General features: G+C 69.4%; 24 protein-coding genes. 9 read left to right on the forward strand and 15 right to left on the reverse strand.

Annotated features, from left to right (window positions below):
- The first annotated feature begins 5 nt into the window (after window positions 1-5).
- From ACRSBM_RS37925 to ACRSBM_RS37940, 4 genes are read left to right on the forward strand one after another with little or no spacing between them, the layout of a single operon-like run.
- The gene (locus tag ACRSBM_RS37925; RefSeq protein ID WP_434451477.1) at window positions 6-1004 is read left to right on the forward strand and encodes a carbohydrate ABC transporter permease; all 999 of its coding nucleotides are present in this window, start codon (window positions 6-8) and stop codon (window positions 1002-1004) included.
- The gene (locus ACRSBM_RS37930; protein WP_434451480.1) at window positions 1004-1822 is read left to right on the forward strand and encodes a carbohydrate ABC transporter permease; all 819 of its coding nucleotides are present in this window, start codon (window positions 1004-1006) and stop codon (window positions 1820-1822) included. Before ACRSBM_RS37925 ends, ACRSBM_RS37930 begins: the two co-directional genes overlap by 1 nt.
- A gap of 3 nt (window positions 1823-1825) precedes the next feature.
- Window positions 1826-3244 (forward strand): glycoside hydrolase family 3 protein, encoded by a 1419-nt coding sequence (locus tag ACRSBM_RS37935; RefSeq protein WP_434451482.1) that lies wholly within the window; start codon window positions 1826-1828, stop codon window positions 3242-3244.
- Window positions 3241-4284: an SIS domain-containing protein gene (locus ACRSBM_RS37940; protein WP_434451485.1), complete on the forward strand. Its 1044-nt coding sequence runs from the start codon at window positions 3241-3243 to the stop codon at window positions 4282-4284. The genes ACRSBM_RS37935 and ACRSBM_RS37940 overlap by 4 nt, the downstream gene beginning before the upstream one ends.
- 54 nt (window positions 4285-4338) lie before the next feature.
- Here ACRSBM_RS37940 and nagA read toward each other — a convergent pair whose 3' ends face one another.
- A complete protein-coding gene (nagA, locus tag ACRSBM_RS37945) occupies window positions 4339-5538 on the reverse strand; it encodes an N-acetylglucosamine-6-phosphate deacetylase (protein ID WP_434451488.1) in 1200 nt (399 codons plus the stop codon).
- Window positions 5539-5727: 189 nt separating this feature from the next.
- On the opposite strand from nagA, the gene ACRSBM_RS37950 reads away from it, so the two are divergent.
- Entirely contained in the window at window positions 5728-6402 is a 675-nt protein-coding gene (locus tag ACRSBM_RS37950) for a FadR/GntR family transcriptional regulator (protein ID WP_434451491.1), read from the forward strand.
- Here the strand turns inward: ACRSBM_RS37950 and ACRSBM_RS37955 are convergent.
- The 3 genes from ACRSBM_RS37955 to ACRSBM_RS37965 form a co-directional block, all read right to left on the reverse strand.
- Window positions 6399-6569 (reverse strand): DUF397 domain-containing protein, encoded by a 171-nt coding sequence (locus ACRSBM_RS37955; RefSeq protein ID WP_434451494.1) that lies wholly within the window; start codon window positions 6567-6569, stop codon window positions 6399-6401. The two genes, ACRSBM_RS37950 and ACRSBM_RS37955, sit on opposite strands and share 4 nt — an antisense overlap.
- Before the next feature lie 17 nt (window positions 6570-6586).
- Entirely contained in the window at window positions 6587-7360 is a 774-nt protein-coding gene (locus tag ACRSBM_RS37960; RefSeq protein WP_434451497.1) for a helix-turn-helix domain-containing protein, read from the reverse strand.
- Between the two features lie 87 nt (window positions 7361-7447).
- Window positions 7448-8326, reverse strand: coding sequence for a LysR family transcriptional regulator (locus tag ACRSBM_RS37965; protein ID WP_434451500.1), 879 nt, complete (start codon window positions 8324-8326; stop codon window positions 7448-7450).
- A gap of 71 nt (window positions 8327-8397) precedes the next feature.
- Here ACRSBM_RS37965 and dapA point away from each other — a divergent pair, with 71 nt between their 5' ends.
- A complete protein-coding gene (gene dapA / locus ACRSBM_RS37970; RefSeq protein ID WP_434451503.1) occupies window positions 8398-9258 on the forward strand; it encodes a 4-hydroxy-tetrahydrodipicolinate synthase in 861 nt (286 codons plus the stop codon).
- 13 nt (window positions 9259-9271) lie between these two features.
- Here dapA and ACRSBM_RS37975 read toward each other — a convergent pair whose 3' ends face one another.
- The 10 genes from ACRSBM_RS37975 to ACRSBM_RS38020 form a co-directional block, all read right to left on the reverse strand.
- Entirely contained in the window at window positions 9272-10474 is a 1203-nt protein-coding gene (locus ACRSBM_RS37975; protein ID WP_434451505.1) for a DUF222 domain-containing protein, read from the reverse strand.
- 84 nt (window positions 10475-10558) lie between these two features.
- A complete protein-coding gene (locus tag ACRSBM_RS37980; RefSeq protein WP_434451506.1) occupies window positions 10559-11392 on the reverse strand; it encodes an amidohydrolase family protein in 834 nt (277 codons plus the stop codon).
- On the reverse strand, window positions 11389-12345 hold the full coding sequence (locus ACRSBM_RS37985; RefSeq protein WP_434451508.1) for an aldo/keto reductase: 957 nt from the start codon (window positions 12343-12345) through the stop codon (window positions 11389-11391). Before ACRSBM_RS37985 ends, ACRSBM_RS37980 begins: the two co-directional genes overlap by 4 nt.
- On the reverse strand, window positions 12342-12653 hold the full coding sequence (locus ACRSBM_RS37990; protein WP_434451509.1) for an L-rhamnose mutarotase: 312 nt from the start codon (window positions 12651-12653) through the stop codon (window positions 12342-12344). The genes ACRSBM_RS37985 and ACRSBM_RS37990 overlap by 4 nt, the downstream gene beginning before the upstream one ends.
- A 5-nt stretch (window positions 12654-12658) precedes the next feature.
- Window positions 12659-13672, reverse strand: a complete 1014-nt coding sequence (locus ACRSBM_RS37995; RefSeq protein ID WP_434451511.1) for an ABC transporter permease — start codon at window positions 13670-13672, stop codon at window positions 12659-12661.
- Window positions 13669-15144 (reverse strand): sugar ABC transporter ATP-binding protein, encoded by a 1476-nt coding sequence (locus tag ACRSBM_RS38000; RefSeq protein WP_434451513.1) that lies wholly within the window; start codon window positions 15142-15144, stop codon window positions 13669-13671. The genes ACRSBM_RS37995 and ACRSBM_RS38000 overlap by 4 nt, the downstream gene beginning before the upstream one ends.
- Window positions 15144-16178 carry a sugar ABC transporter substrate-binding protein gene (locus tag ACRSBM_RS38005; protein WP_434451515.1) on the reverse strand — a complete coding sequence of 345 codons (1035 nt, stop codon included), beginning with the start codon at window positions 16176-16178 and terminating at the stop codon, window positions 15144-15146. Before ACRSBM_RS38005 ends, ACRSBM_RS38000 begins: the two co-directional genes overlap by 1 nt.
- 14 nt (window positions 16179-16192) lie before the next feature.
- Window positions 16193-16945, reverse strand: coding sequence for an SDR family NAD(P)-dependent oxidoreductase (locus ACRSBM_RS38010; RefSeq protein ID WP_434451517.1), 753 nt, complete (start codon window positions 16943-16945; stop codon window positions 16193-16195).
- On the reverse strand, window positions 16938-18248 hold the full coding sequence (locus ACRSBM_RS38015) for an enolase C-terminal domain-like protein (RefSeq protein ID WP_434451519.1): 1311 nt from the start codon (window positions 18246-18248) through the stop codon (window positions 16938-16940). Before ACRSBM_RS38015 ends, ACRSBM_RS38010 begins: the two co-directional genes overlap by 8 nt.
- 3 nt (window positions 18249-18251) lie before the next feature.
- A complete protein-coding gene (locus ACRSBM_RS38020; protein ID WP_434451520.1) occupies window positions 18252-19106 on the reverse strand; it encodes a fumarylacetoacetate hydrolase family protein in 855 nt (284 codons plus the stop codon).
- A gap of 114 nt (window positions 19107-19220) precedes the next feature.
- Here ACRSBM_RS38020 and ACRSBM_RS38025 point away from each other — a divergent pair, with 114 nt between their 5' ends.
- From ACRSBM_RS38025 to gdhA, 3 genes are all read left to right on the forward strand, one after another.
- A complete protein-coding gene (locus tag ACRSBM_RS38025) occupies window positions 19221-22043 on the forward strand; it encodes a S8 family serine peptidase (protein ID WP_434451522.1) in 2823 nt (940 codons plus the stop codon).
- Window positions 22044-22094: 51 nt separating this feature from the next.
- Window positions 22095-23015 carry an N-acetylglucosamine kinase gene (locus tag ACRSBM_RS38030; RefSeq protein ID WP_434451524.1) on the forward strand — a complete coding sequence of 307 codons (921 nt, stop codon included), beginning with the start codon at window positions 22095-22097 and terminating at the stop codon, window positions 23013-23015.
- A gap of 201 nt (window positions 23016-23216) precedes the next feature.
- Window positions 23217-24560, forward strand: coding sequence for an NADP-specific glutamate dehydrogenase (gene gdhA, locus ACRSBM_RS38035; RefSeq protein ID WP_434451526.1), 1344 nt, complete (start codon window positions 23217-23219; stop codon window positions 24558-24560).
- 4 nt (window positions 24561-24564) lie between these two features.
- On the opposite strand, the gene ACRSBM_RS38040 is transcribed toward gdhA, so the two are convergent.
- Window positions 24565-25212 carry a DUF3159 domain-containing protein gene (locus ACRSBM_RS38040; RefSeq protein ID WP_434451527.1) on the reverse strand — a complete coding sequence of 216 codons (648 nt, stop codon included), beginning with the start codon at window positions 25210-25212 and terminating at the stop codon, window positions 24565-24567.
- Between the last annotated feature and the right edge of the window lie 69 nt (window positions 25213-25281).

Below are 25281 nucleotides of genomic sequence, written 5' to 3' on the forward strand. Positions count from 1 at the left end.
CTGAGATGACGGCCGTCAAAACGACCGAAACGGCAGCGCCGGCAGGGGACCTCCCTCCGGCGCTGCCGCCTGCCGTGACGGGTGGGGCGCGCAAGCGCCGCCGCCGGGGCAGCGCCTTCGACAGGTCGCTGCCCTACCTGCTGCTGGCTCCCGCACTCATCGCGATCCTCTGGCTGATCGGCTGGCCGGTCGTCTCGGTGTTCGTGACGAGCTTCCGCCAGCTCAACCTCGGTGAACTGGTCCGCGGCGAGATCGTGTGGACCGGCTTCGACAACTACGTGACGGTGCTGCGGGACGAGCGGTTCTGGACCGTCTCGTTGCGCACCGTCGTGTTCACCGTCGCCGTCGTCGGCGCCTCGGTGGGCGCGGGTCTGGGGATCGCGCTGCTGATGCGCGTGCTCACGCCGTGGGTGCGGGTCGCGTTGCAGATCGCGATGCTCTGCGCCTGGGCGATGCCGATCCTCGCGTCGACCACGGTCTACCAGTGGATGTTCGACCAGAACTACGGCATCCTGAACAAGACGCTGGTGCAGCTGGGATTCGACTCCTTCGCCGGCTACTCGTGGTTCTCCTCCGGCACGTCGACGCTGTCCGTCGTCGGCCTGTTGATCATCTGGCAGGCGATCCCCTTCCTCGCCTTCTCCCTCTACGCCGGACTCGTCGGCATCCCCCGCGACCTCTACGAGGCGGCGGGCATCGACGGCGCGACGGGCCTGCAGACGTTCCGCGCGGTGACGTGGCCGGAGATCAAGTCGCTGCTGATGATGGTGACGTTCCTGTCGACGTTGTGGGACTTCAAGGTCTTCGCCCAGATCTGGGTGTTCCGCGAGGGCGGTCCCAGCGGTGAGAGCACGACGCTGCCGGTGCTGCAGTACCTGGAAGGCATCGCGAAGAGCCACTTCGGCATCGCGGCCGCGATCTCCGTGCTGATGATGCTCATCCTCGGCCTGATCACGTTCCAGTACCTGCGCAAGCTCCTGCAGACCGAGGAGGGGAAGATCTGATGCTGAAGAAGTCCGCAGCCAACGTCGTTGGTCTCGTACTCGCGTTGTTCTTCCTCTTCCCGACGTACTGGATGATCACGACGGCGCTGAAGCCCAAGGGTTCGACGATCACGTCGGACTACGACCTGATCCCGTTCTCGGTGACGTTCACGAACTTCGTGACGGCGTGGACCAAGCCGGGCTTCCTGTCCTCGCTGGGCAACAGCCTCCTGGTGACGCTGACCGCGGTGCTCGCCGCGATCGTCATCGGCATCACCGCGGCGGTCGCCATGTCGCGCTTCGCGTTCCGCGGCCGCAAGAGCTTCGTGCTGCTGATGCTGGTGGCACAGATGGCGCCGTTCGAGGCGTTGCTGATCCCGATCTTCCTGATGATGCGGGACCTGCAGCTCTACGAACACCTCTCGTCGCTGATCCTCGTGTACTTCGCGGTGACGCTGCCGTTCTGCGCGTGGACGTTGCGCGGGTTCGTCAACGGCATCCCGATCGAGCTCGAAGAGGCCGCGATGGTCGACGGCTGCGGCCGGTGGGGCGCGTTCCAGAAGGTCACGCTGCCTCTGCTGGGACCGGGCCTCGTCGCGACGTCGGTGTTCGCGTTCATCACGGCGTGGAACGAGTTCCTGTTCGCCAAGGTGCTGATCCGCAGCCAGGACAGCGAGACGCTGCCGGTGTGGCTGTCCGGGTTCCAGACCGCGTTCGGCACCGACTGGGGTGGCGCGATGGCCGCCTCGGCGCTGTTCACGGTGCCGGCACTGGTGTTCTTCCTGATCGTGCAACGCAAGATGGTCGCCGGCGTCACCGCCGGTGCGGTGAAGGGATGACACGTGGATCAGTTGGCCGCTGCCGTTCTGCTGCCCGGTTTTCACGGAACGACCGCCCCCGACTGGTTGCTGCGGCGGGTCGCTGACGGCCTCGGCGGCGTTGTGCTCTTCGGGCGCAACGTCGTCGACGACGCCCAGGTGACCCAGCTGTGCGGCGAGCTGCGTTCGGTGCGCCCGGACGTGGTGATCGGCATCGACGAGGAGGGCGGCGACGTCACGCGGCTCGACGCGGGCCGCGGCTCCGAGGTGCCGGGCAACCACGCCCTGGGCGCGGCGGACGACATCGACCTGACCCGCTCGGTCGCGGCGTCCATCGGCTCCAGGCTGGCGAAGTGCGGGATCTCGTTGAACCTCGCGCCGTCCGCGGACCTGGTGCTGACGCTGGACGACCCGATCATCGGTGTCCGCGCGTTCGGCTCGGACCCGGTGCACGCCGCACGGCACGTCGCCGCGTGGGTCGAGGGCCTGCAGACCGTGGGCGTCGCCGCGTGTGCCAAGCACTTCCCCGGCCACGGAGCGTCCACTGAGGACTCCCACGAGCAGCTGCCCGTGCTGCCGCGCACCGAAGAGCAGTTGCGCGCGGTCGAACTGGTGCCGTTCCAGGCGGCCGTGAACGCCGGCGTGCGGTCGATCATGACCGGCCACCTCGTGGTCCCCGAGTGGGGCACCCAGCCGGTGACGCTGAACAAGCACGCGATCGACCTGCTGCGCTCGGAGCTCGGGTTCACCGGCGCGGTGATCACCGACGGCCTGGACATGAAGGCCGTCGGCGGCGACCTGGCTCACGGCGCCGTCCGCGCCCTCGCCGCCGGCGTCGACGCGCTCTGCCTCGGCGGCATCGCGCTGGACGACACCGACCTGCAGTGGCTGACCGACTCGATCGTCGCCGCCGTGAAGGCCGGCGAACTGTCCGAGGAGCGCCTGACCCAGGCGGCAGCCCGCTCGCTGGCGCTGGGCCTGCCGCCGTCGACCGTCGACGCCCACGACGCTGAGATCGGTCTCACGGCCGCTCGACGCGCCATCGAGGTGCGCGGCCGGGTTAGTGTCGGTGCCGACCCGGTCGTCGTCGACCTGGTCGTGGACCCGTCGATCGCGGTCGGCGACGTCCCGTGGGGCCTGGGCCCCTACCTGCGGGAGGTTCTTCCCGGCACCGAGGTGATCGCCGCGCGCGACATCTCCGCCGACGAAGTTGCGAAGGCCGCGGGTGGCCGCACGATTGTCGTCGTGACGCGAGACGCCCACCGCCACACGAGCGCTCGACAACTGGTAACAAACCTAACTAATCTGCAGCTGGACGTGGTGCACGTCGAAACCGGTGTGCCGGGTCCGGACCTGGGCAGCGTCGCCCGCATCGACACCCACGGCGGTTCTCGGGTGAGCCTCCGAGCCGCGGCCGAGCTGATCCTGAAAGGCACGACATGACCACGCCCCAGCCAGGCCGGCACATGGCAGCGGAGATCGCCGAACAGCCGTCGATCTTCTCGTCGCTGTACTCCTCGCGCTCGGCCATCGCCGAGGTCGCCGCGGTGATCCGCGAACGCGCCCCGCGCTTCGTCCTGTTCGCCGCGCGCGGCTCCAGCGACCACGCCGCGATCTACGCGAAGTACCTGACCGAGATCCTCCTGGAGCTCCCGGCAGGCCTGGTCTCCGCGTCGACCACGACCCTCTACGGCGCCGAGCCCGATTTGCGCGACGTCCTGCTGGTCACCGTCTCGCAGTCCGGCGGCTCCCCCGACCTGCTGGAGGTCACCGCCGCCTACCGCAGGCGCGGCGCACTGACCGTGGCCGTGACCAACACGGCGTCGTCCCCGCTGAACGCGGCCGCCGAGCTGTCGGTGGACGTCTCCGCGGGCGTCGAGCACGCGGTGGCCGCCACCAAGACCTACTCGGCCACGCTGCTGGCGCTGTACCTGCTGATCGACGCCGTCCGCGGCGGCAACGGCGAGGCCGCCGCATCTCTGGGCGACCTTGCCCAGGTGACCCTGGACGCCTCGGCCCCCACGGTCGAGGAGGCGGTGCGCCGCTACCGGTTCGTGGACCGGGTCCTCACCACCGGCCGCGGCTACTCCTACGCCACGGCCCTGGAAGCCTCGCTCAAGCTCGCCGAGACCTCCTACCTGGCCGCCCGCGCCTACAGCGGTGCCGACCTCCTGCACGGCCCGGTGGCCGCCGTGGACGGCGAAACCGCCGTCCTGGCCATCACGTCCATCGGCAAAGGCGGCGACTCGCTGCGTGACGCCCTGGACGTGGTCCACTCACGTGGCGCCGACGTCGTGGCGGTCGGCTCGGCCTCGGAGAAGGTCGGCGCGACCCTCGCCGTCACCATCCCGGAGACGGCCGAGGAAGTGGCGCCGGTGCTGGAGATCCTCCCCGTGCAACGCCTGGCCCACGGCCTCGCACTCGCGCGCGGCGGCGACCCGGACAGCCCGCGCGGCCTGAACAAGGTCACCCGCACCCGCTAGCCGCAACACGAAAGGGGCCCCGCTCGTTTTTGAGCGGGGCCCCTTTCGCGTTTCCTACTGTCCTGCGGTGGCGTAGCCGGCCACGACCGGCGCCACGGGTACCTCGGCGTCGAACACGACGCGACCGTCGACCCAGACCTTCCTGGGCCGCAGATCGTCGTCCCACCACACCAGGTCCGCGACGGCACCGGGTGCGAGCCGGCCGAGACCGGACTCGCCGATCACCTCGGCCGGCACGATCGTCGCCGAGGCGAGAGCGTCGGCCACCGGCACACCCACCGACACGATGTTGCGCACCGCGCGGTCGAGCGTGAGCGCCGAGCCCGCGATCGTGCCTTCCGGCGAACGCGGCACACCGTCCTCGGTGAGCAGCACGTCGGCCCCGCCGAGGTGGTAGCGGCCGGGCGGCATCCCGGCAGCGGCCACGGCATCGGTGACCAGCGCGACCCGTGCCCCGGCGGCGTTGAACACCAGGCGGCACACGTCCGGCCCGACGTGCGCCAGGTCGGCGATCAGCCCCAGCGTGAAGCGCTCGTCGACCAGAGCCACGCCGGGCACACCGGGTTCCCGGTGCCCCAACGGCCGCTGGGCGTTGAACAGGTGCGTCACCATCCGCGCCCCGGCATCAGCGGCGGCACGGGTCTGTTCGCCGGTGGCGTCGGAATGCCCGACGGCGACCAGCACCCCGGCCTCGACCAGCCGGCGCACGGCCTCCAGACCACCGGGCTGCTCCGGTGCCATCGTCACCATCCGCAACGCGCGGCGGAGCACGTCGTCGTTCAGCAGCGCCGAGATCTGGTCCGGCCCAGGCTCGACCATGAACGACGGGTCGTGCACCCCTGCCCGTTTGGGCGACAGGAACGGTCCCTCCAGGTGCACCCCCAGCGGCCGCGCGCCGACCCCGTCCGGCAACGCGGCCGAGGCGGCGAGAACGGCACGGGCCTGCCTGACGACCACGTCTACCGGCGCGGTGATCAACGTGGGCAGGAACCGGGTCACACCGGTGGACGGCAGAGCTTCGGCCACGGAACGCATTCCGGCGGCGTCCACCTCGGCGAAGTCGACGCCGACGGCGCCGTTCACCTGCACGTCGACCAGGCCCGGCGTCAGCAGGCCGTCGGACAGGACCTCCGCGCCGGGTGGTGCCTCACCGGTGGTCACTTCGACGATGCGGCCATCCCTGATCCGCACCGAGGCAGGACCGACGATCGTGCGACCGAGCAAAGCGCGCGGTGCTGCGACAACGGCGTCCAAGATCCCTCCTTGAATGGTCCAGACCATTATGGCCACAACAGGGGTTCTCGTCACGTCTCGTTAGTAGATAACCATCTTACATAGCATTTGGTGAATATGCGCCAGAAATGCCGTGATGCCGCGAAGATGACCATCCGTGGCGCATACTGGCCATCAGACATCCGAGGTCTACGACGAGTTGAGGGTGCCGTGGCAGTCACTGACGATGCGATCGTGCGCGTCAAGGAGATGATCGTTTCGGGCGAGCTCAAGCCCGGCGACCGCCTCCCGCGTGAGGCTGACCTGGCAGAACGACTCGGGCTGTCGCGCAACTCGCTGCGCGAAGCCGTGAAGGCACTGTCACTCGTACGAGTGCTCGACGTCCGCCAGGGCGACGGCACCTACGTCTCGTCACTGCGCGCGGACGACCTGCTCGGCGCACTCTCGTTCGTGCTCGACCTGCACCGCGGTGAAGATTCGGTGCTGGAAGTCCTCCAGGTCCGCCGCATCCTCGAACCGGCCGCCGCCGCGATGGCCGCCCAGCGCGTCGACCAAGACGAGATCATGAAGCTGCGCGCCCTCTGCGACGCCGCCGAGTCCGCGAAGTCCGTGGAGGAACTCGTCGAGCACGACCTCGAGTTCCACCGCGCCATCGCGCAGTGCTCCGGCAACGCCTACCTGGCCCAGCTCCTCGACACCCTGGCCGGCCCGACCGTCCGCGTCCGAATCTGGCGCGGCATCACCCAGTCGAACGCAGTCGACCGCACCGTCGCCGAACACCGCGCCATCGTCGACGCCCTGGCCGCACACCAGCCGGAACTCGCCCGCAGCTGGTCCACGGTGCACGTGGCCGGCGTCGAGCAGTGGCTGTCGGACCTGGCCTAGTCGAACTCGCCGCGCTTGACGGCGTCCAGGAACACGCCCCAGCCGGGCGCAGCGATCGTCGAAGCTTGATTCTTGGAGTCACGCACAAGCGCTGTTGAGCTGGTCAACGCAACCTCGACGCAGTCGGTTTCTTCTCCGTTGTTGCTACGACTGCTCTTGCGCCACACAGCGGACACTTCGACCCCTACCTCTCAGCAGCCAGCCTCTCGATCCACGCGGCGGACTGCTCGGGGGTCAACGCCAGCTTCGAGAGATGCTTGAAATCGAGGCTAGCAGTCTTCACCAGAGCCGGATCCTCGCTCTGGAACGACCCCCGGTTGTATTCGACGTACAGCACCTGAGGGTCGCCGGAATAGGGGAAGTCCAGCAGACTGAACGCGCCGTTGTGCCCGTCGTGCAGGCCGGCCGAGTCGAGAAAGACCTGGACCGTGACGTTGGGCAACTCACCGACTTGGTTGATGTGCAACAGCTGGCTGCGATCGGCATGGACCATCGCCGCCTCGCCGATCACCGCGTGGAGCTGAAGAGGATTGTCGCCGTGGAGTCGCTGCTGACGGCGCTCTCGAATGGCGATCTGCTGCTCGATCCACTTCCGCGAACGTGGTGTCCGCGAACCGCTGAACAACGCATCCATGTAGGACCTGATCTGCAGCAGGCCAGGGATGTAGATCGGCTGCACCGTCCTGATCCTGGTCGCGTCGTGCTCCAGGCTGAGGTAGCCGCGGCCCTCCTCTCGATACTGGTGCCACCAGGCCTTTTCGACTGCCAGGTTCCACATCTCGACGTAGGGCGCGGTGTCGTCGGCGATCACGCCGTACATGTCGAGCATCGTCTCGAACGCGCTGTAGTCCGGCACCTGGCCGTTCTCGATGCGGCTGACCTTGGCGATGTTGTAGTGCAGCCGCTCGGCGATGTCCTTCTGGCTGAGGCCGGCCCTCTCCCGCAACTCCTGCAGCACCCTGCCGAGCCGCCTCTGCCGGAACGTGGGTTCGGACACGAATGAGACGTTATCGGTGTGATCTGGAATCTGAGATTCTCACTGCGCTCAGACCTGCCGCAGCTGTTCCAAGACCACCCGAACGGCTGGCTGGCCGTCCGCCCGGTTCCGCACCACCGCCGAAACGGTCCGGAAGACCTGCTGCTTCAACGGCCGCAACGCCACCCCGGGCCGCCGCGCCACCGACGGCACCAACGCCACACCTAGGCCGGCCTCGACCAGTCCGCACATCACGCCGAAGTCGTCGCAGTAGGCCTGCGCCCGCGGTACGAACCCGGCCGCGCCGCACGCTCGCTGCGTCAGTTCGTGGCAGGACGCGTCGGTGCGCGGCATGATCCACGGACGGTCGGCCAGCACGGCGAGGTCCACGGAATCCTGCTGCACCAACGGATCTGACAGCGGCAGCGCCACGTTCACCGGCTCCACGAACAGCTCGTGCGACTCGCAGGAAGCGGGCAGCGAGCGCGGCATGATGTTGTACGAGTGGATGACGGCGATGTCGATGTCGCCGCGCCGCAACGCCGGCAGCGACGCCTCGGGTTCCATCTCGTGCACGAACAGGTCCACATCGGACCCGTGCGCCGACCGCAGCACCTGGATCACCCGCGGCAGCAAGGCGGCGACCGACACGAACGTCCCGATGCGCACCACACCGGACACGGAGGTCCGCAACGACGCCAGGTCCGCTTCGGCGGCGGCCAGCTGGTCGAGGACCAGCTGGGTGTGAGCGGCCAGGACGTGGCCGGCGCGGGTCAACGAGAGGCGGCGCCCGTCCCGTTCGACGAGAGCGACGCCGGCCTCGCGTTCCAGCGCGGCGAGTTGCTGGGACACAGCCGGGGAGGTCACGTGCAGGGCTTCCGCGGCGGCGGTGACCGTGCCGTGGACCGACAGGGCGTGGAGCAAACGGAGCCTTCGTACGTCCAACACAAAGCTCAGCTTAACGTTCCGGGCAGAACTTCTAACTGGAACTTTGCGAAGACTGGAGCCACGCTGGAGTCATGTTCGGACGAGTGCTGGTAGCGATGGTCACCCCGTTCACCCCCGACGGTGACCTGGACCTCAAGGGCGCGCAGGAGTTGGCGGCGCACCTCGTCGGCAAGGGTGGCGCGGACGGGCTGGTCGTCAACGGCACGACCGGCGAGGCGCCGACCACGACCGACGCCGAGAAGGCGCAGATCATCAGGGCCGTGAAGGAAGCGGTCGGCGAGAAGGCCCAGATCCTCGCGGGCGTGGGCACCAACTCCACCCGCCACACCATCGAGCTCGCGCACCAGGCCGAGCAGAGCGGCGCTGACGGCCTGCTGGTCGTCACGCCGTACTACAGCAAGCCCACGCAGGAAGGCGTCGAGAACCACTTCAAGCAGGTGGCGAACGCGTCCGGCCTGCCCGCGCTGCTCTACGACATCCCCGGCCGCACGGGCACGGCGATCGAGACCGAGACGCTGCTCCGGCTCGCCGAGCACCCGCGCATCGTCGGCGTGAAGGACTGCAAGGTCGACCTGCTCGCGACGGCCCGCGTGATCGCCGAGACCGGCCTCGACTACTACTCCGGCAACGACGAGCTGATCCTGCCGCTGTACTCGATCGGCGGCGTCGGCACGGTCAGCACCGTCGGCCACGTCGTCGGCAACGAGATCAAGGCGATGCTCGACGCCTACGACGAGGGCGACAACAAGGAGGCCCTGCGCCGCCACCAGGCCCTGCTGCCGGTGATCACCGCGATCATGACCCGCGAACCTGGTGCCGTCGCGGTCAAGGCCGCGCTCAGCCTGCTCGGCCTCCCGGCCGGTCCGGTCCGCGAACCGCTCGTCGGAGCGACTCCGGAGCTGATCAACGAGCTGAAGGCGCTGTTCGCCTGATCAGTTCGCCTGATCAAACGGTGGAGAGCAGGTTGCGTCTGTAGGTTCGGCTTGGGTCCAGCCACCGGGGCCGGGTGAACACCGGTATGCCGGACACCATCGTCACTTCCCACTCGCTCTGGTGCACGAGCGTGTGATGCGACCTGCACAACAGCACGGCGTTGTCGACGGAGGTCTCGCCTCCGTCCGCCCACCCTCGAACATGGTGACCGTCGCAGTGTCTCGGCGGCCGATCACACGATGGGAACGCGCATCCCTTGTCCCTGGCGACGAGGAGGCGGCGGATCGAGGCGGGGAAGGTGCGGGTCTTGCGGCCGATGTCCATCGGCTCGGACCGCCCGCCCAGCACCACCGGGATCACCCCGGCGTTGCAGGCCAGCTGGCGGACCTCGGCGGCGGCGATCCGCTCGCGGGTGTCGAGCATCGCCGCGCCGATCTCGTGGGTCAGGTCGTCGTAGCTCATCGTGAGCGTCAGCGTGACGGGCTCACCGCCGTGTTCGGGCAGCTGATCGGCACGCAACATCAGGTCGACCAGCTCCGCGAACGCATCGCCTTCGCGTTCGGCGCGGCTGCGCGGATCAGGGCCTTCGTCGGCGGTGGCCGGGCGCGGCTTGGCCAGCGGGTCGATCATCGCCTCGAACTTGGCGCCCGCGACCTTGTCCAGCTTCGCCCAGACCTCCAGCTGGTCGTCGGTCCACCGCATGCGCAGCTGGTTCCGCGGCCGCTTCGGTTCGGCGTCGCGCGGCTCCGGGTCGTGCTGGTAGAGGCGGTAAGCGAGCTCCTTGCCGAACGAGCGCACAGCCGCGGGTTCGTGCTCGCGCGCGAACTCCACCACTGACTGCTCGGCTTCCGCGGGCAGCTCCTTCATCACCTCGGCGACCACGGTGACGTGCTCGCCGGACAACGCGCCCTCGGCCATCGCGCCGGCGGTGGCGGGCAGTTCGGGATCGAGCCGCGCACCCGTCGGGGTCAGCTGCCCCGTCAACGCCAACGCGCGGGCAAGCCATTGCTGCGAGGTCTTCAGATCCCACCGCACCGCGTGCCGCAGCACCTGAGCCAGATTCTTGTAGCCCAGTTCGGTCGCGGCACCGCGCCGCTCCAACTCGGCGATCTTGCGCATCATCGCGTGCTCCCGGACCCGGAGCTCCGCCACCTCCGCGACGACACCACAAAGGAGCTCGTCGGTGGCGAGGAGGGCGAGGTCGGGTTCGTTCACGTGTTCGACGCTACCGCAAGATCACGACGAAACCGCACGTCACAGCGTTCTCGATCGGGTGAATCCACAGCGCCGACCCAATGATCAGAGCGCGTAGATCCGGCTAGCGGTGCCCGAGAAGATCGCGGTCTGCTCGTCGGGTGACAGCTCGGAGACCAGTGAACGAGCAGCGGAAAGCCAGTCGGCGTAGGAAGCCGCGAGCAGGCACACCGGCCAGTCCGAGCCGAACATCAGCCGGGACGGGCCGAACGCGTCCAGCACGACCTCGAAGTACGGCCGCAGTCGCGCAACGTCCCACGACGCCCAGTCGGCCTCGGTGACCAGGCCGGACAGCTTGCACGTCACGTTCTCGTGTGCCGCCAGCGAGCGGATCGGCTCGGCCCACTCACCAACACCCGAAGACCCGATCGCGGGCTTCGAGCAGTGGTCCACCACGAACTGCACGTTCTCCAGCGCCGCCACGGTCCGGCGCGCGGCCGGCAGCTGATGCGGCAACGTCAGCAGGTCGTAGACCAGCCCGTGAGCGCCGACCTGCGCCAGCCCGTGCCAGACGTCCTTGCGGCACAACCACTCCGGGTCCGGCTCGCCCTGCACCTGGTGCCGGATCCCGCGCAGCCACGAACCGTCGGGCCCGTCCACCAACGCCGCCAGGGCGTCGCCGACACCCGCGGACGTCAGGTCGGTCCAGCCCACCACCGCGGCGACGACGTCCGAAGACGCCGCCACCGCCAGGAGCTCCGGCGTCTCCTCCGGCACGCACACCGTCTGCACCAGCACGGAAGCCGACACGTCGGGTGCGGCCGAGACGAAGTCCGGCTCCAGGAACGACCGCCTGATCACGCCCATCGGCGGATCGGTGATCCAGTCCTGGTCGCGGACCGAGAGATCCCACAGGTGGTGGTGCGCGTCGACGATCACGGGGTCGGCACCTCCGAACCGAGCAGCCCCAACGACTTCAGCTCCTCCCACAGGCCGGCGGGGATCGGCGCCGAGAAGTAGGCCGCGTTCGACGTCATCTGCTCGGCGGTCCGCGACCCGATCACGACGGACACGACGGCGGGATGCCCGAGCGCGAACTGGATCGCCACCTCCGGCAACGTCACGCCGTGCCGCTCGCAAACGGAAGCGATCGCGCGGGCACGAGCGACCAGCGCGGCGGGCGCGTCCTCGTAGTTGTACTTCGCGTCGGACGCCACGACGGGCTTCGACAGCAGTCCGGAGTTGAACACCCCGCACGCCACCACCGAGACACCGCGCTCGACGCACGCGGGCAGGAACGACGGCAGCGCGGGCTGTTCCAGCAACGTGTACCGCCCGGCCAGCATCACCACGTCGATGTCGGTCTCGCGGACGAACCGCTCCGGCATCTCCCACTGGTTCATGCCCACGCCGATCGCACCCACGACGCCCTGCGCCCGCAGCTCTTCCAGCGCCGGGTAGGCCTCGCCGAAGGCCACGTCCCAGTACTCGTCCGGGTCGTGGATGTAGACGATCTCCACCCGGTCGGTGCCGAGACGCTCCAAAGAGGACTCGATGGACCGGCGAACGCCGTCGGCCGAGTAGTCCCGGACGCGCCGGAACTGGCGCGGCACCGCGAAACCCTCGTCGTCGAACCCGACGCCGTCGGAAGGCTCCAACAGCCGTCCGACCTTCGTGGAGAGCACGTACTCGTCGCGCGGCCGCCCGTCCAAGGCGACGCCGAGTCGCCACTCCGACAACCCGAGCCCGTAGTGCGGCGCGGTGTCGAAGTACCGGACGCCGGTCTGCCAGGCCGCCTCCACCGCGCCGAACGCCTCGGCGTCGGAGACCTCCCGGTACAGGTTGCCGATCGGCGCACCACCGAAGCCCAGACGAGACACAGCGACCTTCACGGCAGCTCCCACACGAGTCGCACATCGGGTTCGGCGCCGGAGTAGTCGTCGGAGACCTCCAGCAGTTCCGCCATCCGAGCCTGCCACGGAACGTTCGCCGGGTGCTCGGCCAGATAGGCCCTCATCGCGCGGTAGTCGTCCACCTCGACCAGGTGGAACAGGTCGCGACCAGAACGCCAGATCCGCCACGAGTGCACCCCGGCCTCGCGCAACGCCCCGTCCAGCTCGGCCGGGATCGTCGCGTGGATGCGATCGTAGTCAGCCTCTCGCCCAGCCAGAAGCCTCGTGTGCAACGCAACGGTCTCCACCGGGCTCACTCCTGCTTCTGGCCGGTCGCGAACCGCGTCACGATCAGCGCGAGGATGATCACCGCACCGTACGAGGCCTTGATGTAGAAGCCGGACACGCCCTGCAACCGCAGGATCTGCTCCACGAGCCCCAGCATCAGCACGCCCGACAGCGCCCCGAACAGCGTGCCCTTGCCGCCCTGCAACGAGATGCCGCCGATCACCGCGGCCGCGAAGACCTGGAAGATCATGCCCTCGCCCTGCGTGGCGGCCACCGACCCCAGCCGTCCGGTCATCAGGATGCCCGCGATCACGGCCAGCACCGAACCGATGATCAGCACGGTCCACACCACGCGGTCGACCCGGATGCCGGCGGCACGCGCGGCCTCCGAGTTACCGCCGATCGCGTACAACGAGCGGCCCGCGCGCAGGTACTTCAGCACGAAGATGCCTGCCGCGTAACAGGCGACGCAGATCCACACCGCCGCCGGTAGCCCGAGCCACGTCGTGGAACCCAGGTACAGGAACGACTCCGGCACGTCGATCAGCGACTTGCCCTCGGTGACCGCGAGCTGCAGGCCGCGCAGCATCGTCAGCATGCCCAGCGTCACCATGAACCCGGACAGCCCGACCTTCAGGATCAGGAACCCGTTCAGCCCACCGATGAGAACACCGATCAGCAGGCACAACGGCAACGCCAGCCAGGCCGCGAGCCCGACGTCCAGCCCACCGGCCGAGGACGGGATGATCAACGCGACCGCCAGCGCCGGCGCGAGACCGACCGTCGACTCGAGCGACAGGTCCATCTTGCCGACGATCAGGATCATCGCCTGCCCCAGCACCAGCAACGACAGCTCGCTCTGCTGGGTCAGCACGGCGATCAGGTTGTTCGGCGTGAGGAAGATCGGCGACAGGATCGCGCCGATGACCAGCAGAAGGATGATCACCGGGACCAGCGCGAGGTCCTGGTACCTCGCCAGCCGGAACTTCTGCTTCTCCGGCACGGGCGCCGAGACAGGCGGAGTCATGGCCTTGGTCATTCCGAGCTCATTCCTTCGATCGCAGAGATGAGTTCCTGATCGCGCCAGCCGCGGGCGAACTCGCGCACGACCCGGCCGTGGAACAGCACCAGGACGCGGTCGCAGACCCGCAGGTCGTCGAGCTCGTCGGAGACGACGATCGCGGCCTTGCCCCGGCGCGCCTGCGCGTCGACGACCCCGAGCAGCGACTCCTTGGACTTCACGTCGACGCCCGCGGTCGGGTTGATCAGCACCAGCACCGACGGGTCGCCGGCCAGCGCACGCGCCATCACGACCTTCTGCTGGTTGCCGCCGGACAGGTCGGACACCGGCTGGTCCGGCCCGGCGGCCTTCACGTCGTAGGACGCGATCGCCGTGCTGCCGGCCGAGCGTTGCGCCGACGGCCACACGAACGACCCCGCCGTGCTCATCGTCGCGTTCTCCGCGATCGACAGGTCCAGCACGAGCCCCTGGTGGTGCCGATCCCGCGGTACGCAGCCGATTCCGGCCTTCAAAGCGGCCGGGACATCGCCTCCACGCACCACCGAACCGTTCACCGAGATCGTGCCAAGAGACGGCTTGCGCAGCCCGTAGACGGTCTCGGCGAACTCGTGCTTGCCCGACGACGCACTGCCCGCGAGCCCGATGACCTCGCCGCGCGTCGCGGACAGCGAGATGCCCGAGAAGTGGTCCCCGCTCAACGACGACACGGTCAGCACCTCCTCGTCCGAGGAGGGCCTGTCGTCGCCGCTGGGCACGTTCAACCCGCCGGCCTCGCCCGTCATCGCCTCGATCAGGCCGGGCTTCGACATCTCGGCGACCGGCGCGGTGACGATGTGCCGCGCGTCGCGGTAGACCGTCACCGTCTGGCAGACCTCGTAGACCTCCTGCAGGTGATGGGAGATGAACAGGAACGTCACTCCCTTGTCCTGCAACGACCTCATCCGGTCGAACAGCCGCTCGATCGCCGGGCCGTCGAGCTGCGCGGTCGGCTCGTCGAGGATCACGAACCGCGAGCCGATCGACAGCGCCCGCGCGATCTCGACGAGCTGCCGCTGCTCGACGGTCAGCGCGGACACCAGCGCGTCCGGCCGCACCGCCACGTCGTAGGTCTCCAGCAACTCGGAGGCCTGCTGCCGCAGCTTCTTCCAGCTGATCAGGCCGCCACCGAGGTCCTGCCGGTTGATGAACAGGTTCTCGGCGACCGACAGCTCCGGCACGACCGTCGACTTCTGGTAGACGCACGCGACGTGCCGGCGCCACGCCGAACGGTCGGCGACGGGCGGCGCGGGTTCGCCGAAGAAGGAGACCTCGCCCGCGTCCGGCGCCCGCATGCCGGTGAGGATCGAGACCAGCGTCGACTTGCCCGCGCCGTTGCGGCCGACGAGCGCGTGCGACTCACCGGCGCGGATCTCGATGCCCACGTCGTCCAGCGCGAGCGTGCGCCCGAACCTCTTCGTCACGCCCCGCGCGACGGCAGCGAATTCGTTCATCAGATCTGGTTGCCCCAGAACGCCTTGTCGTCGACGTTCTCCTTGGTGATCAGCGGCGCCGGCAGCTGGTCCTCGAGACGGCCGCCACCGACGTCGACGATGTTCGAGTCGTGGTCGGTCGGGCCCGGCTGGAACGTCTTGCCCTCGACCGCGGCCTTCGCGTAGAAGAGCGCCCACTGCGCGTAGAGGTCGGCCGGCTGCGAGACGGTCGCGTCGATCTCGCCCTTGCGGATGGCTTCGAGCTCCGCCGGGATGCCGTCGTTGGAGACGATGAAGATGTGCTTCGGGTCGGTCGGCGGGACCAGCAGACCCTTCTGCCGCAGCACCTGCAGCGTCGGCGCGAGGAACGCACCGCCTGCCTGCAGGTAGATGCCGTTGATGTCCGGGTGCTGGTTCAGCCTGGTCTGCAGGGCGGCGGCCGCCTTCGCGCCCTCCCAGTCAGTCGGCTCCTCGAACACGGTGATGCCGGGGTAGTTCTGCTTCATGCAGGCGGCGAACGCCTCGGAGCGGTCGCGGCCGTTGACCGACGACAGCGCGCCCTGGAACTCGACGACCTTGCCCTTGCCGCCCAGCTTGTCGCCGAGGAACTTGCAGGCCTTCTCGCCGTACGCCTTGTTGTCCGCGCGTACGACCATGTAGGTCTTGCCCTTGTCCGGCCGGGTGTCGACGGTGACCACCGGGATGCCGGCCTTGTCGAGCCGGTCCAAGGTGGACGCGATCGCGCCGGTGTCCTGCGGGGCCATCACGATCGCCTTGGCGCCCTGCGACTGCAGCGACTGCGCGTTGGCGACCAGGTTCTCGACCTTGTTCTGTGAGTTGGTCGGGTTCAGCAGGTTGATCCCGAGTTCCCCGGCCTTGTCCGGGAAGTACTTGATGTAGGAGTTCCAGAAGTCGGTGTCGGCGCGCGGGTGGTCGGCGCCGATCGGGCCGACACCGCCGGCACCGGTTCCGGCCGCTCCGCCGCCACAGGCGGTCAGTGTCAGAGCACCGGCGAGCGCGAGGCACACCGCGGCGGTGAGGTTGCGACGCTTCATCGTTGAGTTGCCTTTCATGACTGCTGGGGACGCAAGCGCAGGCCGTGCATGCCACCGTCGACCGCGAGGATCGTGCCGGCGGTGGAACCCGACAGCGGGCTCGCCAGGTAGGCGACGGCTCCCGCGACCTCGTCGGCGGAGACGAGCCTGCCGTGCGGCTGGCGTGCCTCCAGTGCGGCTCGTTCGGCCTCCGGGTCGGGCGCCGAGTCGAGCAGGCGGCCCACCCACGGGGTGTCCGCCGTGCCGGGGGCGACCGCGTTGACGCGAATGCCCTCGCGCACGTGGTCGGCGGCCATGGCGAGCGTCAGCGAGTACACCGCGCCCTTGCTGGCCGAGTAGAGAGCGCGCTGCGGGAGCCCGGCCCAGGCAGCGATCGAGCAGGTGTTGACGATCGCCGCGGACGGCGAGTTCCGCAGGTGCGGCAACGCGGCCCGCGACACCCGGACCATGCCCAGCACGTTGACGTCCAGCACCTTCAGCCACTCGGCGTCGTCGTTGGCCGTGACGTCGCCCTGCGCGCCGATGCCCGCGTTGTTCACGACGACGTCGAGCCGTCCGAACCGCTCGACGACCTCGTCGATGGCGGCCTTGACGCTCTCGTCGTCCGACACGTCCGCGCGGATGCCGACGAGCGGGTCCGCGACGTCCGGGTTGAGGTCCAGTGCCACGGCCGTGGCCCCGCGCGACGCCAGCAGCTCGGCCGTGGCCAGGCCGATGCCGGACGCGCCGCCCGTGACGACGGCGACAAGTCCTGCGAAGTCAGTCATTCTCAGCCTCCAGTGCCGTCCACACAGGACCCCCTGGGTAGACGTAGTCGGCCAGCGTCTCGTCCTTGAGCTGGGCGGAGAACCCCGGCTCGGCAGGTGCCAGGTAGCGGCCGCGCTCGACGACGGCCGGGTCCAGGAAGTGCTCGTGCAGGTGGTCGACCCACTCGATCACCCGGTCGCCGACCTCACCGGAGACGGCCACGTAGTCGAAGAACGACAGGTGCCGCACCAGTTCGCACAGGCCGACCCCGCCGGCGTGCGGGCACACCGGGATGTCGAACTTCCTGGCCAGCAACAGGATCGCGATGTTCTCGTTCACGCCCGCGACCCGGCAAGCGTCGAGCTGCAGCACGTCGATCGCACCGGCCTGCAGCAGCTGCTTGAAGATCACGCGGTTCTGCACGTGCTCGCCGGTGGCGATCCTGATCGGGGACAGTGCGTCCCCGATCGCGCGATGCGCCAGCACGTCGTCCGGGGAGGTGGGCTCCTCGATCCAGTACGGGTCGTACGGCGCCAGCTCACGCATCCAGCGGACCGCCGTGCCGACGTCCCAGCGCTGATTCGCGTCCACCGCGACGCGCACCTCGTCGCCGACGACCTCGCGGGCGAGCTTCATCCGGCGCACGTCGTCGTCCAGGCTGCCGCCGACCTTGAGCTTGATCATGCCGAAGCCGTCGGCGAGTGCCTGCCGGGCGAGGTTCGCGAGCTTCTCGTCGGAGTACCCGAGCCAGCCAGGTGACGTCGTGTAGGCCGGATAGCCGTCGCGGGCAACGGTGTCCGCGCGCCCGGTCTTGCCGGGCTCGGCCTCGCGCAGGATCCGCAGCGCCTCGTCGGGCGTCAGGGCGTCGGACAGGTACCGGAAGTCGACGAGGCTGACGATCTCCTCCGGCGACATCCGGGCCAGGAACCGCCAGACCGGCAGCCCGGCGCGGCGCGCGGCGAGGTCCCACGCGGCGTTGACCACGGCGCCGATCGCCATGTGCGCGACGCCCTTCTCCGGGCCGAGCCAGCGGAGCTGCGAGTCGCCGATCAGCTCGAAGTACAGCTCTGCCAGCGCTTTCGCGTCCTCCGGCACGTCCTTGCCGACGATGTGCGGTGCCAGCGCCTTGATCGCGGCGGCCTGCACGTCGTTGCCGCGGCCGATGGTGAACGCGAGCCCGTGGCCCTCCGGCCCGTCGTCGGTCCGCAGCACCACGTACGCGGCGCTGTAGTCCGGGTCCGGGTTCATCGCGTCGGAGCCGTCGAGCTCGCGCGAGGTCGGGAACCGGATGTCCAGCACGTCCAACTCGGTGATCCTGGGCATGGGTCAGGCCTGCCCGAGGGTCTGGCGTTGCGTCCCGAGGCCTTCGATCTCCAGCTCGACGACGTCACCGGCGCGCAGGTACGGCTTGGGCTCGGGCTGCCCCAGCGCCACCCCAGCGGGTGTACCTGTGTTGATGACGTCACCCGGTCGAAGGACAAGGAACTGGCTGAGGTAGCGCACGATCTCCGCGATCGGAAAGATCATGTTCTTGGTGGACGAGTTCTGCTTGATCTCGCCGTTCACCCAGAGCCGCATCTCGAGGTTCTGCGGATCGGCGATCTCGCCGGCGGGCACGAGGAAGGGGCCGAGCGGGTTGAACGTCTCGCAGTTCTTGCCCTTGTCCCACGTACCGCCGCGTTCGATCTGGAACTCCCGCTCGGAGACGTCGTGCGAGAGCACGTACGCGCCGACGCACGCCAGAGCGTCCTCTTCGGACTCCAGGTAGCGAGCGGTCCGCCCGATGACGACACCGAGCTCGACCTCCCAGTCGGTCTTCACGGACCGGCGCGGGACGAGCACCTCGTCGTACGGGCCGACGATCGTGTCGGGCGTCTTGAGGAACATCACCGGCTCGCCCGGGATGTCCGCGCCGGTCTCCTCCGCGTGGTCGCGGTAGTTGAGGCCGATGCAGATGACCTTGCCGGGACGCGCGAGCGGCGGTCCGACCCGGACGCCCTCGGTGTCCACGACCTCCAGCTCGCCGGCGTCGAGCGCGGCACGGACGCGCGCCACGCCGTCGTTCGCGAGGAACGCGCCGTCGATGTCCGGCGTGATCGGCAGGAGGTCGTACGTGGTCCCGTCGTCGGTCCTCACCGCAGGACGTTCATCGCCGACCGGCCCCAGGCGCAAGAACTGCACGGCCGTTCCTCCTTCTGCTCACACCGCACGAAATACATCGGATGTATAGCCCCGCAGGGGCACGTTCGTCTAGGCCTCACGCGTAAGTCGTCCGATGAATAAGAGAGATTGATCATGAAGTTGTTGGCCGCGTCACTCCTGGCCGGCGCCCTGCTCACCCCGTCCGGCCCGCCCGAGAATGTAACCGTTTTCGTGGAGCTGACCTCGACGGCTGCCGTCGACATGGGCACGGCCGCCCAGGCCCGTTCCGCGCGGAACGAGACCTCGGAGCGCGCCGAGGAGGTCGTCTCCCGCTCCGGGGGCCGCGAAGTCGCCAGGACGACCAACGCGGTGCCCGGTGTCGTCCTGGCGACCGCCAGGTCACGCCTGTCCGCTCTGTCGCGTATGCCCGAAGTGCGGGCGGTGCACCGGATGGTGCCGAAGAAGGTCGCCAACGCGTCGGCCGTCCGCCTCACCCGCACGGCCGACGCGTGGAAGTCGATCGGACGCCTCGGCGAGGGCATGCGCATCGGCGTGATCGACACCGGCATCGACTACCGGCACGCGGACTTCGGTGGCGGCCCCACCGAAACATTTCCCACTGGCAAGGTCGTCGGCGGCCACGACTTCGCGGGCGACGCCTACACCGGCAGGCCGGGATCGCTGCCGGAGCCGGACGCCGACCCGATGGACTGCGGGGGTCACGGCACGCACGTCGCCGGGACCGCGGCCGGGTTCGGCGTCAACGCCGACGGCACTACCTATCGCGGTTCCTACGACTCCGTCGACCTCGACGCGATGAAGATCGGACCGGGGACGGCGCCGCGCGCGTCGCTTTACGCGTTGAAGGTGTTCGGCTGCAAGGGCGGCACCGACCTGACCGCCAAGGCGCTGGACTGGGCGCTCGACCCCAACGGCGACGGCGACTTCGCCGACCGGCTCGACGTGGTGAACCTGTCGCTGGGCGGCGACTTCGGCACGCCGGACGACCCGGACGCGCTGTTCGTGCGCAAGCTCGTGGAGCACGGCGTGGTCGTGGTCGCGGCGGCCGGGAACGGCGGCGACTTCTACGATGTGGCCGGATCTCCCGGCAACGCCGCCGAGGCGATCTCCGTGGCGAACAGCCGTGACGCGTTCTCGATGCTGGACGGGCTGGAGGTCGCCGGTCGTCGGTGGCCGGGGCAGTACAGCCAGCTCTACAAGGGCTCCTTCGACCTCACGCTGCCCGTCGTGCGGCTTTCGTCCAATGTGGATGGTTGTCAGCCGATCTCCGAGCCGCTGGCCGGGAAGATCGTCTGGCTGGAGTGGGACGACAGCGACGCCACGCGTGCCTGCGGTTCGGGTGCCCGGACGGACAACGCCTGGAAGGCCGGTGCGGCCGGGGTGCTGCTGCCGACCACGTTGCCGGTTTTCGCGGCCGGGATCGCCGGGAACGCGCACATCCCGGCGTTCCAGCTGACGGCGGCGGCCTCTCAGGCGCTGCGGCCGGAGTTGGAGGCCGGGACGCTGACGGTGCGCCTGACCTCGGCGTTGAAGCTCGCGGTGCCGTCGGTGGAGCCGTCGATCGCGGACACGATCACGCCGTCGTCGTCGCGTTCCCGCTCGTCGATCGCGGTGGCGGCGCCCGGTGACACGGTCTTCTCCGCGGCCTCCGGGACGGCGTCGGACGGCGTGTCGATGAGCGGCACGTCGATGGCCGCGCCACACGTGGCCGGGATCGCGGCCCTGCTGCGCGAGGCTCATCCGGAGTGGACGGCCGAGGAGATCAAGGCAGCGCTGATGAACACGGCCGCCGGTGTGGTGCGGTCCGCGGACGGCGCGCGGGAGGCGCCGATGCGGGTCGGTGCCGGCCGGGTGGACGGGCTCGCCGCGTTGTCCACCGACGTGCTGGCGCTGGGCGACGCGTCGTTCGGCACGGTCGAGGCCGACAGCCCCGTGCTGATGCGCCGGAAGATCCGCCTGGTCAACAAGGGGACCGAGACCGTCCGCCTGCACGCGCGCTACGAGCCGACCACCACCGTGCCCGGTGTGTCGTTCCACGTCACGGTGCCCTACGTCGTGGTGCCGGCGGGCGGATCGGCGTCCGTGCCCGTGCAGCTTCGGATCTCGCACCCGGCCGCGTTGCGCAAGACGCCCGACCCCACCGTCTCGCGGGACGAGGGCCGCCAGTTCCTGGCCGAGGCGTCCGGGCTGCTGACGTTCAGCGGTGACCGGACGCTCCGGGTGCCTGTCTACGCGGCACCGAAGCCGGTGTCGCGCCTGACCGTGACGGGTGACCGGGTCTCCGGCCGCGGCCTCGACCAGGAGGACTACCGCTCGCGCATGACCGTGCTCCAACTCGGCGCGCACTCCGACCGGCTCCCCGACTGCGGCCCGGACGTGCAGGACGACTGCACCGCGAACCGCACCGCCCGCGGCGCCGACCTGCGCTACGTCGGCGCGACCGCGACGCCCGACCTGCTGGCGTTCGGCGTCGCGACCTGGAGCACCTGGGCGAACCTCGGCAGCAACACCCAGCCCGAGGTGCGTTTCTCGGTGGGCGGCAAGGACTTCGTGACCAAGGCCGTGAAGCCGACCAACGGCGGCGACGTGACCGCCGACGTCTGGCTCGCGCGCACTCTCGTCGCCGACACCGACGAGGTCGTGGACGAGCAACCGTTGAACGGCCTGGACGGCTCGTCCGACACGAACCTGTTCGACAGCGACGTCGTCGTGCTGCCGGTCTCGCGCGCGGTTCTGCCGTCCGGCCCGGTGACCTACACCGTTGGCATGAAGAGTCGTTACACCGCGCCCGCCGATTCGGACGAACGGGTCGATGTCGCCCTCGCGGCCGTGTTCGACTACGGCTTGACCGTTCCGTCACTGTCCACAGTGGTACGTCCGGGTGATCCGGTTCCGCCCGGATCGCTGGTGTTCTTCCACCACAACGCGACGGGTAATCGCGCACTGATCCGGTGACACCCGGTTGGGCGTGCCTCAGGTCCGCGACTCTCGGCATACTCGATCGTTATGGATCTGGTTGTGGGACTCGACGCCGGCGGCACCTCAACCAGGGCTTTGGTGCTCGGTCTGGACGGCGCCCGCCTGGGCCAGGGCCTGGCGGGCGGCGCGAACCCGAACTCGCACCCGCCGTCCGTCGCCGCCGCCCACATCGGCGAGGCCCTGACCGAAGCACTGGACGGTCTGGACTCCCGCAAGGTCCGTTGCGGAGTCCTCGGCATCGCGGGCGCCTCCCGGATGTCCGACCCCGCCGTCCTGGACCTCTTCCAGGAAGCCTGGGAACGCGCGGGCCTGCACTGCCCGATGCGCGTGGTCACCGACTGCGAGGCCGCCTTCGCCACCGGCACCTCGTCCCCCGACGGCACGGTCCTGGTGGCGGGCACGGGTTCCATCGCCGGCCGCATCGCCGACCACCGCATGGTCGGCCAGTCCGGCGGCTACGGCTGGCTGATCGGCGACGACGGCTCGGCGTTCTGGCTGGGCCGCGAAGCCGTCCGCGCCACGCTGCGGTTGCTGGACCTGGACGCACCCCTGGAGGGCCTGGCCACCGCCGTCCTGACCGCCGCCGGCGCCCGCAACCGCGGCCAGCTGATCACCGCCGTCAACGCCGCGGCGCCGATCAGGCTGGCGCGCTTCGCCCCGCTGGTCAGCTCCGCCTACCACCACGGCGACCCCGAAGCGCTGACGATCGTGGCGTCCGCCGCCCGCCTGCTCGCCGACACGGCCACAGCGGTCCGCGAGCCCTCCGACACCTCACCGATCGTGCTCGTCGGCAGCCTGATCAAGACCCCGATCGGCACCCACCTGAAGCAGGAACTCCTCACTCGCTGCAACGCCCAGGTCATCATGGCGACGGAGGGCGCGGCGGGCGCGGCGTGGCTCGCGGCCGTTGACGTGCTCGGACCCACGGCCCCGCGCCCGGTCTGCTGACCTGCCCAGGTTCCGCAGCGTGTCCGCAGCGCCACGCAAGGTCCATAGTGTGAGATATATTTCTCGGCTGCTGGTTCGACGCAACACGACCTTAAACTCCGCGTAACGCGGGTGTGACGTCGCGACGAGGCGGCGACAGGGCGTCTCCGCACAAGGCCGGACGGCTCGCGTTCTCCCGATTCCCACCTAGGAGGACGGCAGATGCCTGTGCTGGACGAGAAACTGGCCGACATTTACGCCGAGGTGCTGCGCCGCAATCCCGGCGAGAGCGAGTTCCACCAGGCGGTGTACGAGGTGCTGGACTGCCTCGGCCCGGTGGTCGCCAAGCATCCGGAGTACATCGACGCCGCCGTGATCAACCGGCTGTGCGAGCCGGAGCGGCAGATCATCTTCCGGGTGCCGTGGGTGGACGACAGGGGGACCGTCCAGATCAACAGGGGTTTCCGGGTCGAGTTCAACTCGGCGCTCGGCCCGTACAAGGGTGGCCTGCGCTTCCACCCGACCGTCTACCTCGGGATCGTCAAGTTCCTCGGCTTCGAGCAGATCTTCAAGAACGCGCTCACCGGTATGCCGATCGGCGGTGGCAAGGGTGGTTCCGACTTCGACCCGAAGGGCCGTTCCGACGGTGAGGTCATGAGGTTCTGCCAGGCCTACATGACCGAGCTGTACCGGCACATCGGCGAGTACACCGACGTTCCCGCGGGGGACATCGGGGTCGGGCAGCGGGAGATCGGTTACCTGTTCGGGCAGTACAAGCGGATCACCAACCGGTACGAGTCGGGTGTGCTCACCGGGAAGGGGCTCGCCTGGGGCGGTTCGCTGGTGCGCAAGGAGGCCACCGGCTACGGCACGGTCTTCTTCGTCGAGGAGATCCTGCGCCACCGGCACGACTCCTTCGAGGGCAAGCGGGTCGTCGTCTCCGGTTCCGGCAACGTCGCCCTGTACGCGATCGACCGTGTCCAGCAGCTCGGCGGGATCGTCGTGGCCTGTTCGGACTCGAGCGGCTACGTGTTCGAGGAGAAGGGCGTCGACCTCGAGGAACTCAAGCACGTCAAGGAGATTCGCCGCGCGCGGCTGAGCGAGTACGCCGACGCCAGGTCCGCGACCTTCGTGGAGGGCCGGTCGATCTGGGAGGTGCCGTGCGACGTCGCGCTGCCCTGCGCGACCCAGAACGAGCTGAACGGCACCGACGCGGCGATGCTCGTCGCCGGCGGCTGCTCGGTGGTGGCGGAGGGCGCGAACATGCCGTGCACGCCGGAAGCGGTGCGGGTGCTGGGAGAGGGAGGCGTCGTCTTCGCCCCCGGCAAGGCCGCCAACGCGGGCGGAGTGGCGACCAGCGCGTTGGAGATGCAGCAGAACGCGTCGCGCGACTCTTGGTCGTTCGACTACACCCTCGACCGGCTCGGCAGCACCATGCGCGGCATCCACGACCGGTGCCTGGAGACCGCCGAGGAGTACGGCGCTCCCGGCAACTACGTCGTCGGCGCCAACATCGCGGGCTTCACCAAGGTCGCGGACGCGATGCTCGCACTGGGCGTCGTCTGAGCACTTAGGAGGCGGACTCCGGCACCTGCGGGTGCCGGAATCCGGGATGCCCGGCAGGCAGCGCGCGCCGCAGCATCCACCCCGACACCAGGATGCAGACGATCTGCACCGGCCACGACAGCGCGAGCCGCAGCGTGGCCAGCCAGTACACCTGGGCGTCGAGCCACAGCGGCGTGAAGACGGCGACGCGCAGCACGTACTGCGCGACCCACGGCCACGAGGCGATGGAGTAGGCGCGCAGGAGGGCGGGATCGCGGCGCCAGCGGGTCTTCTGGCCCAGCAGGGTGCCGACGACCACGCCGAGCAACGGCCAGCGCACCGCGATCGAGCCTGCCCAGGCCAGCGCCGAGGCGACGTTGGACAGCAGCTGGATCAGGAAGAAGTCCTCGGCGCGGCCGGTGTAGAGGGCGATCAGGGCTGCCGCCACCACCGCCAGGACCGAGAACACGACGGCGCGGGGTTTCTGGCCGCGCACGAAACGCACGACGCCGATCACCACTCCACACAGGACGGCGGCGACGGCGCCCGCGCCGATCGAGTGACCGGACAGCAGCCAGCCCGCGACGAACGCCAGTGGCGGCAGGGAGGCGTCGAGGGCGCCGCCCCGGCCTCCGAGCAGTGATGCGAGCGACTCCTGGCGCACGTCCGTCATGGTTCCAGGGTGCCTTAGGTGAACCTAAGTCAGGTAACGGACCTGTATCGGGGATTGACCGCGGTGAAC

Source organism: Lentzea xerophila (genome assembly GCF_051094245.1).
In the GTDB taxonomy this organism is placed as follows: Bacteria; Actinomycetota; Actinomycetes; order Mycobacteriales; family Pseudonocardiaceae; genus Lentzea; species Lentzea xerophila.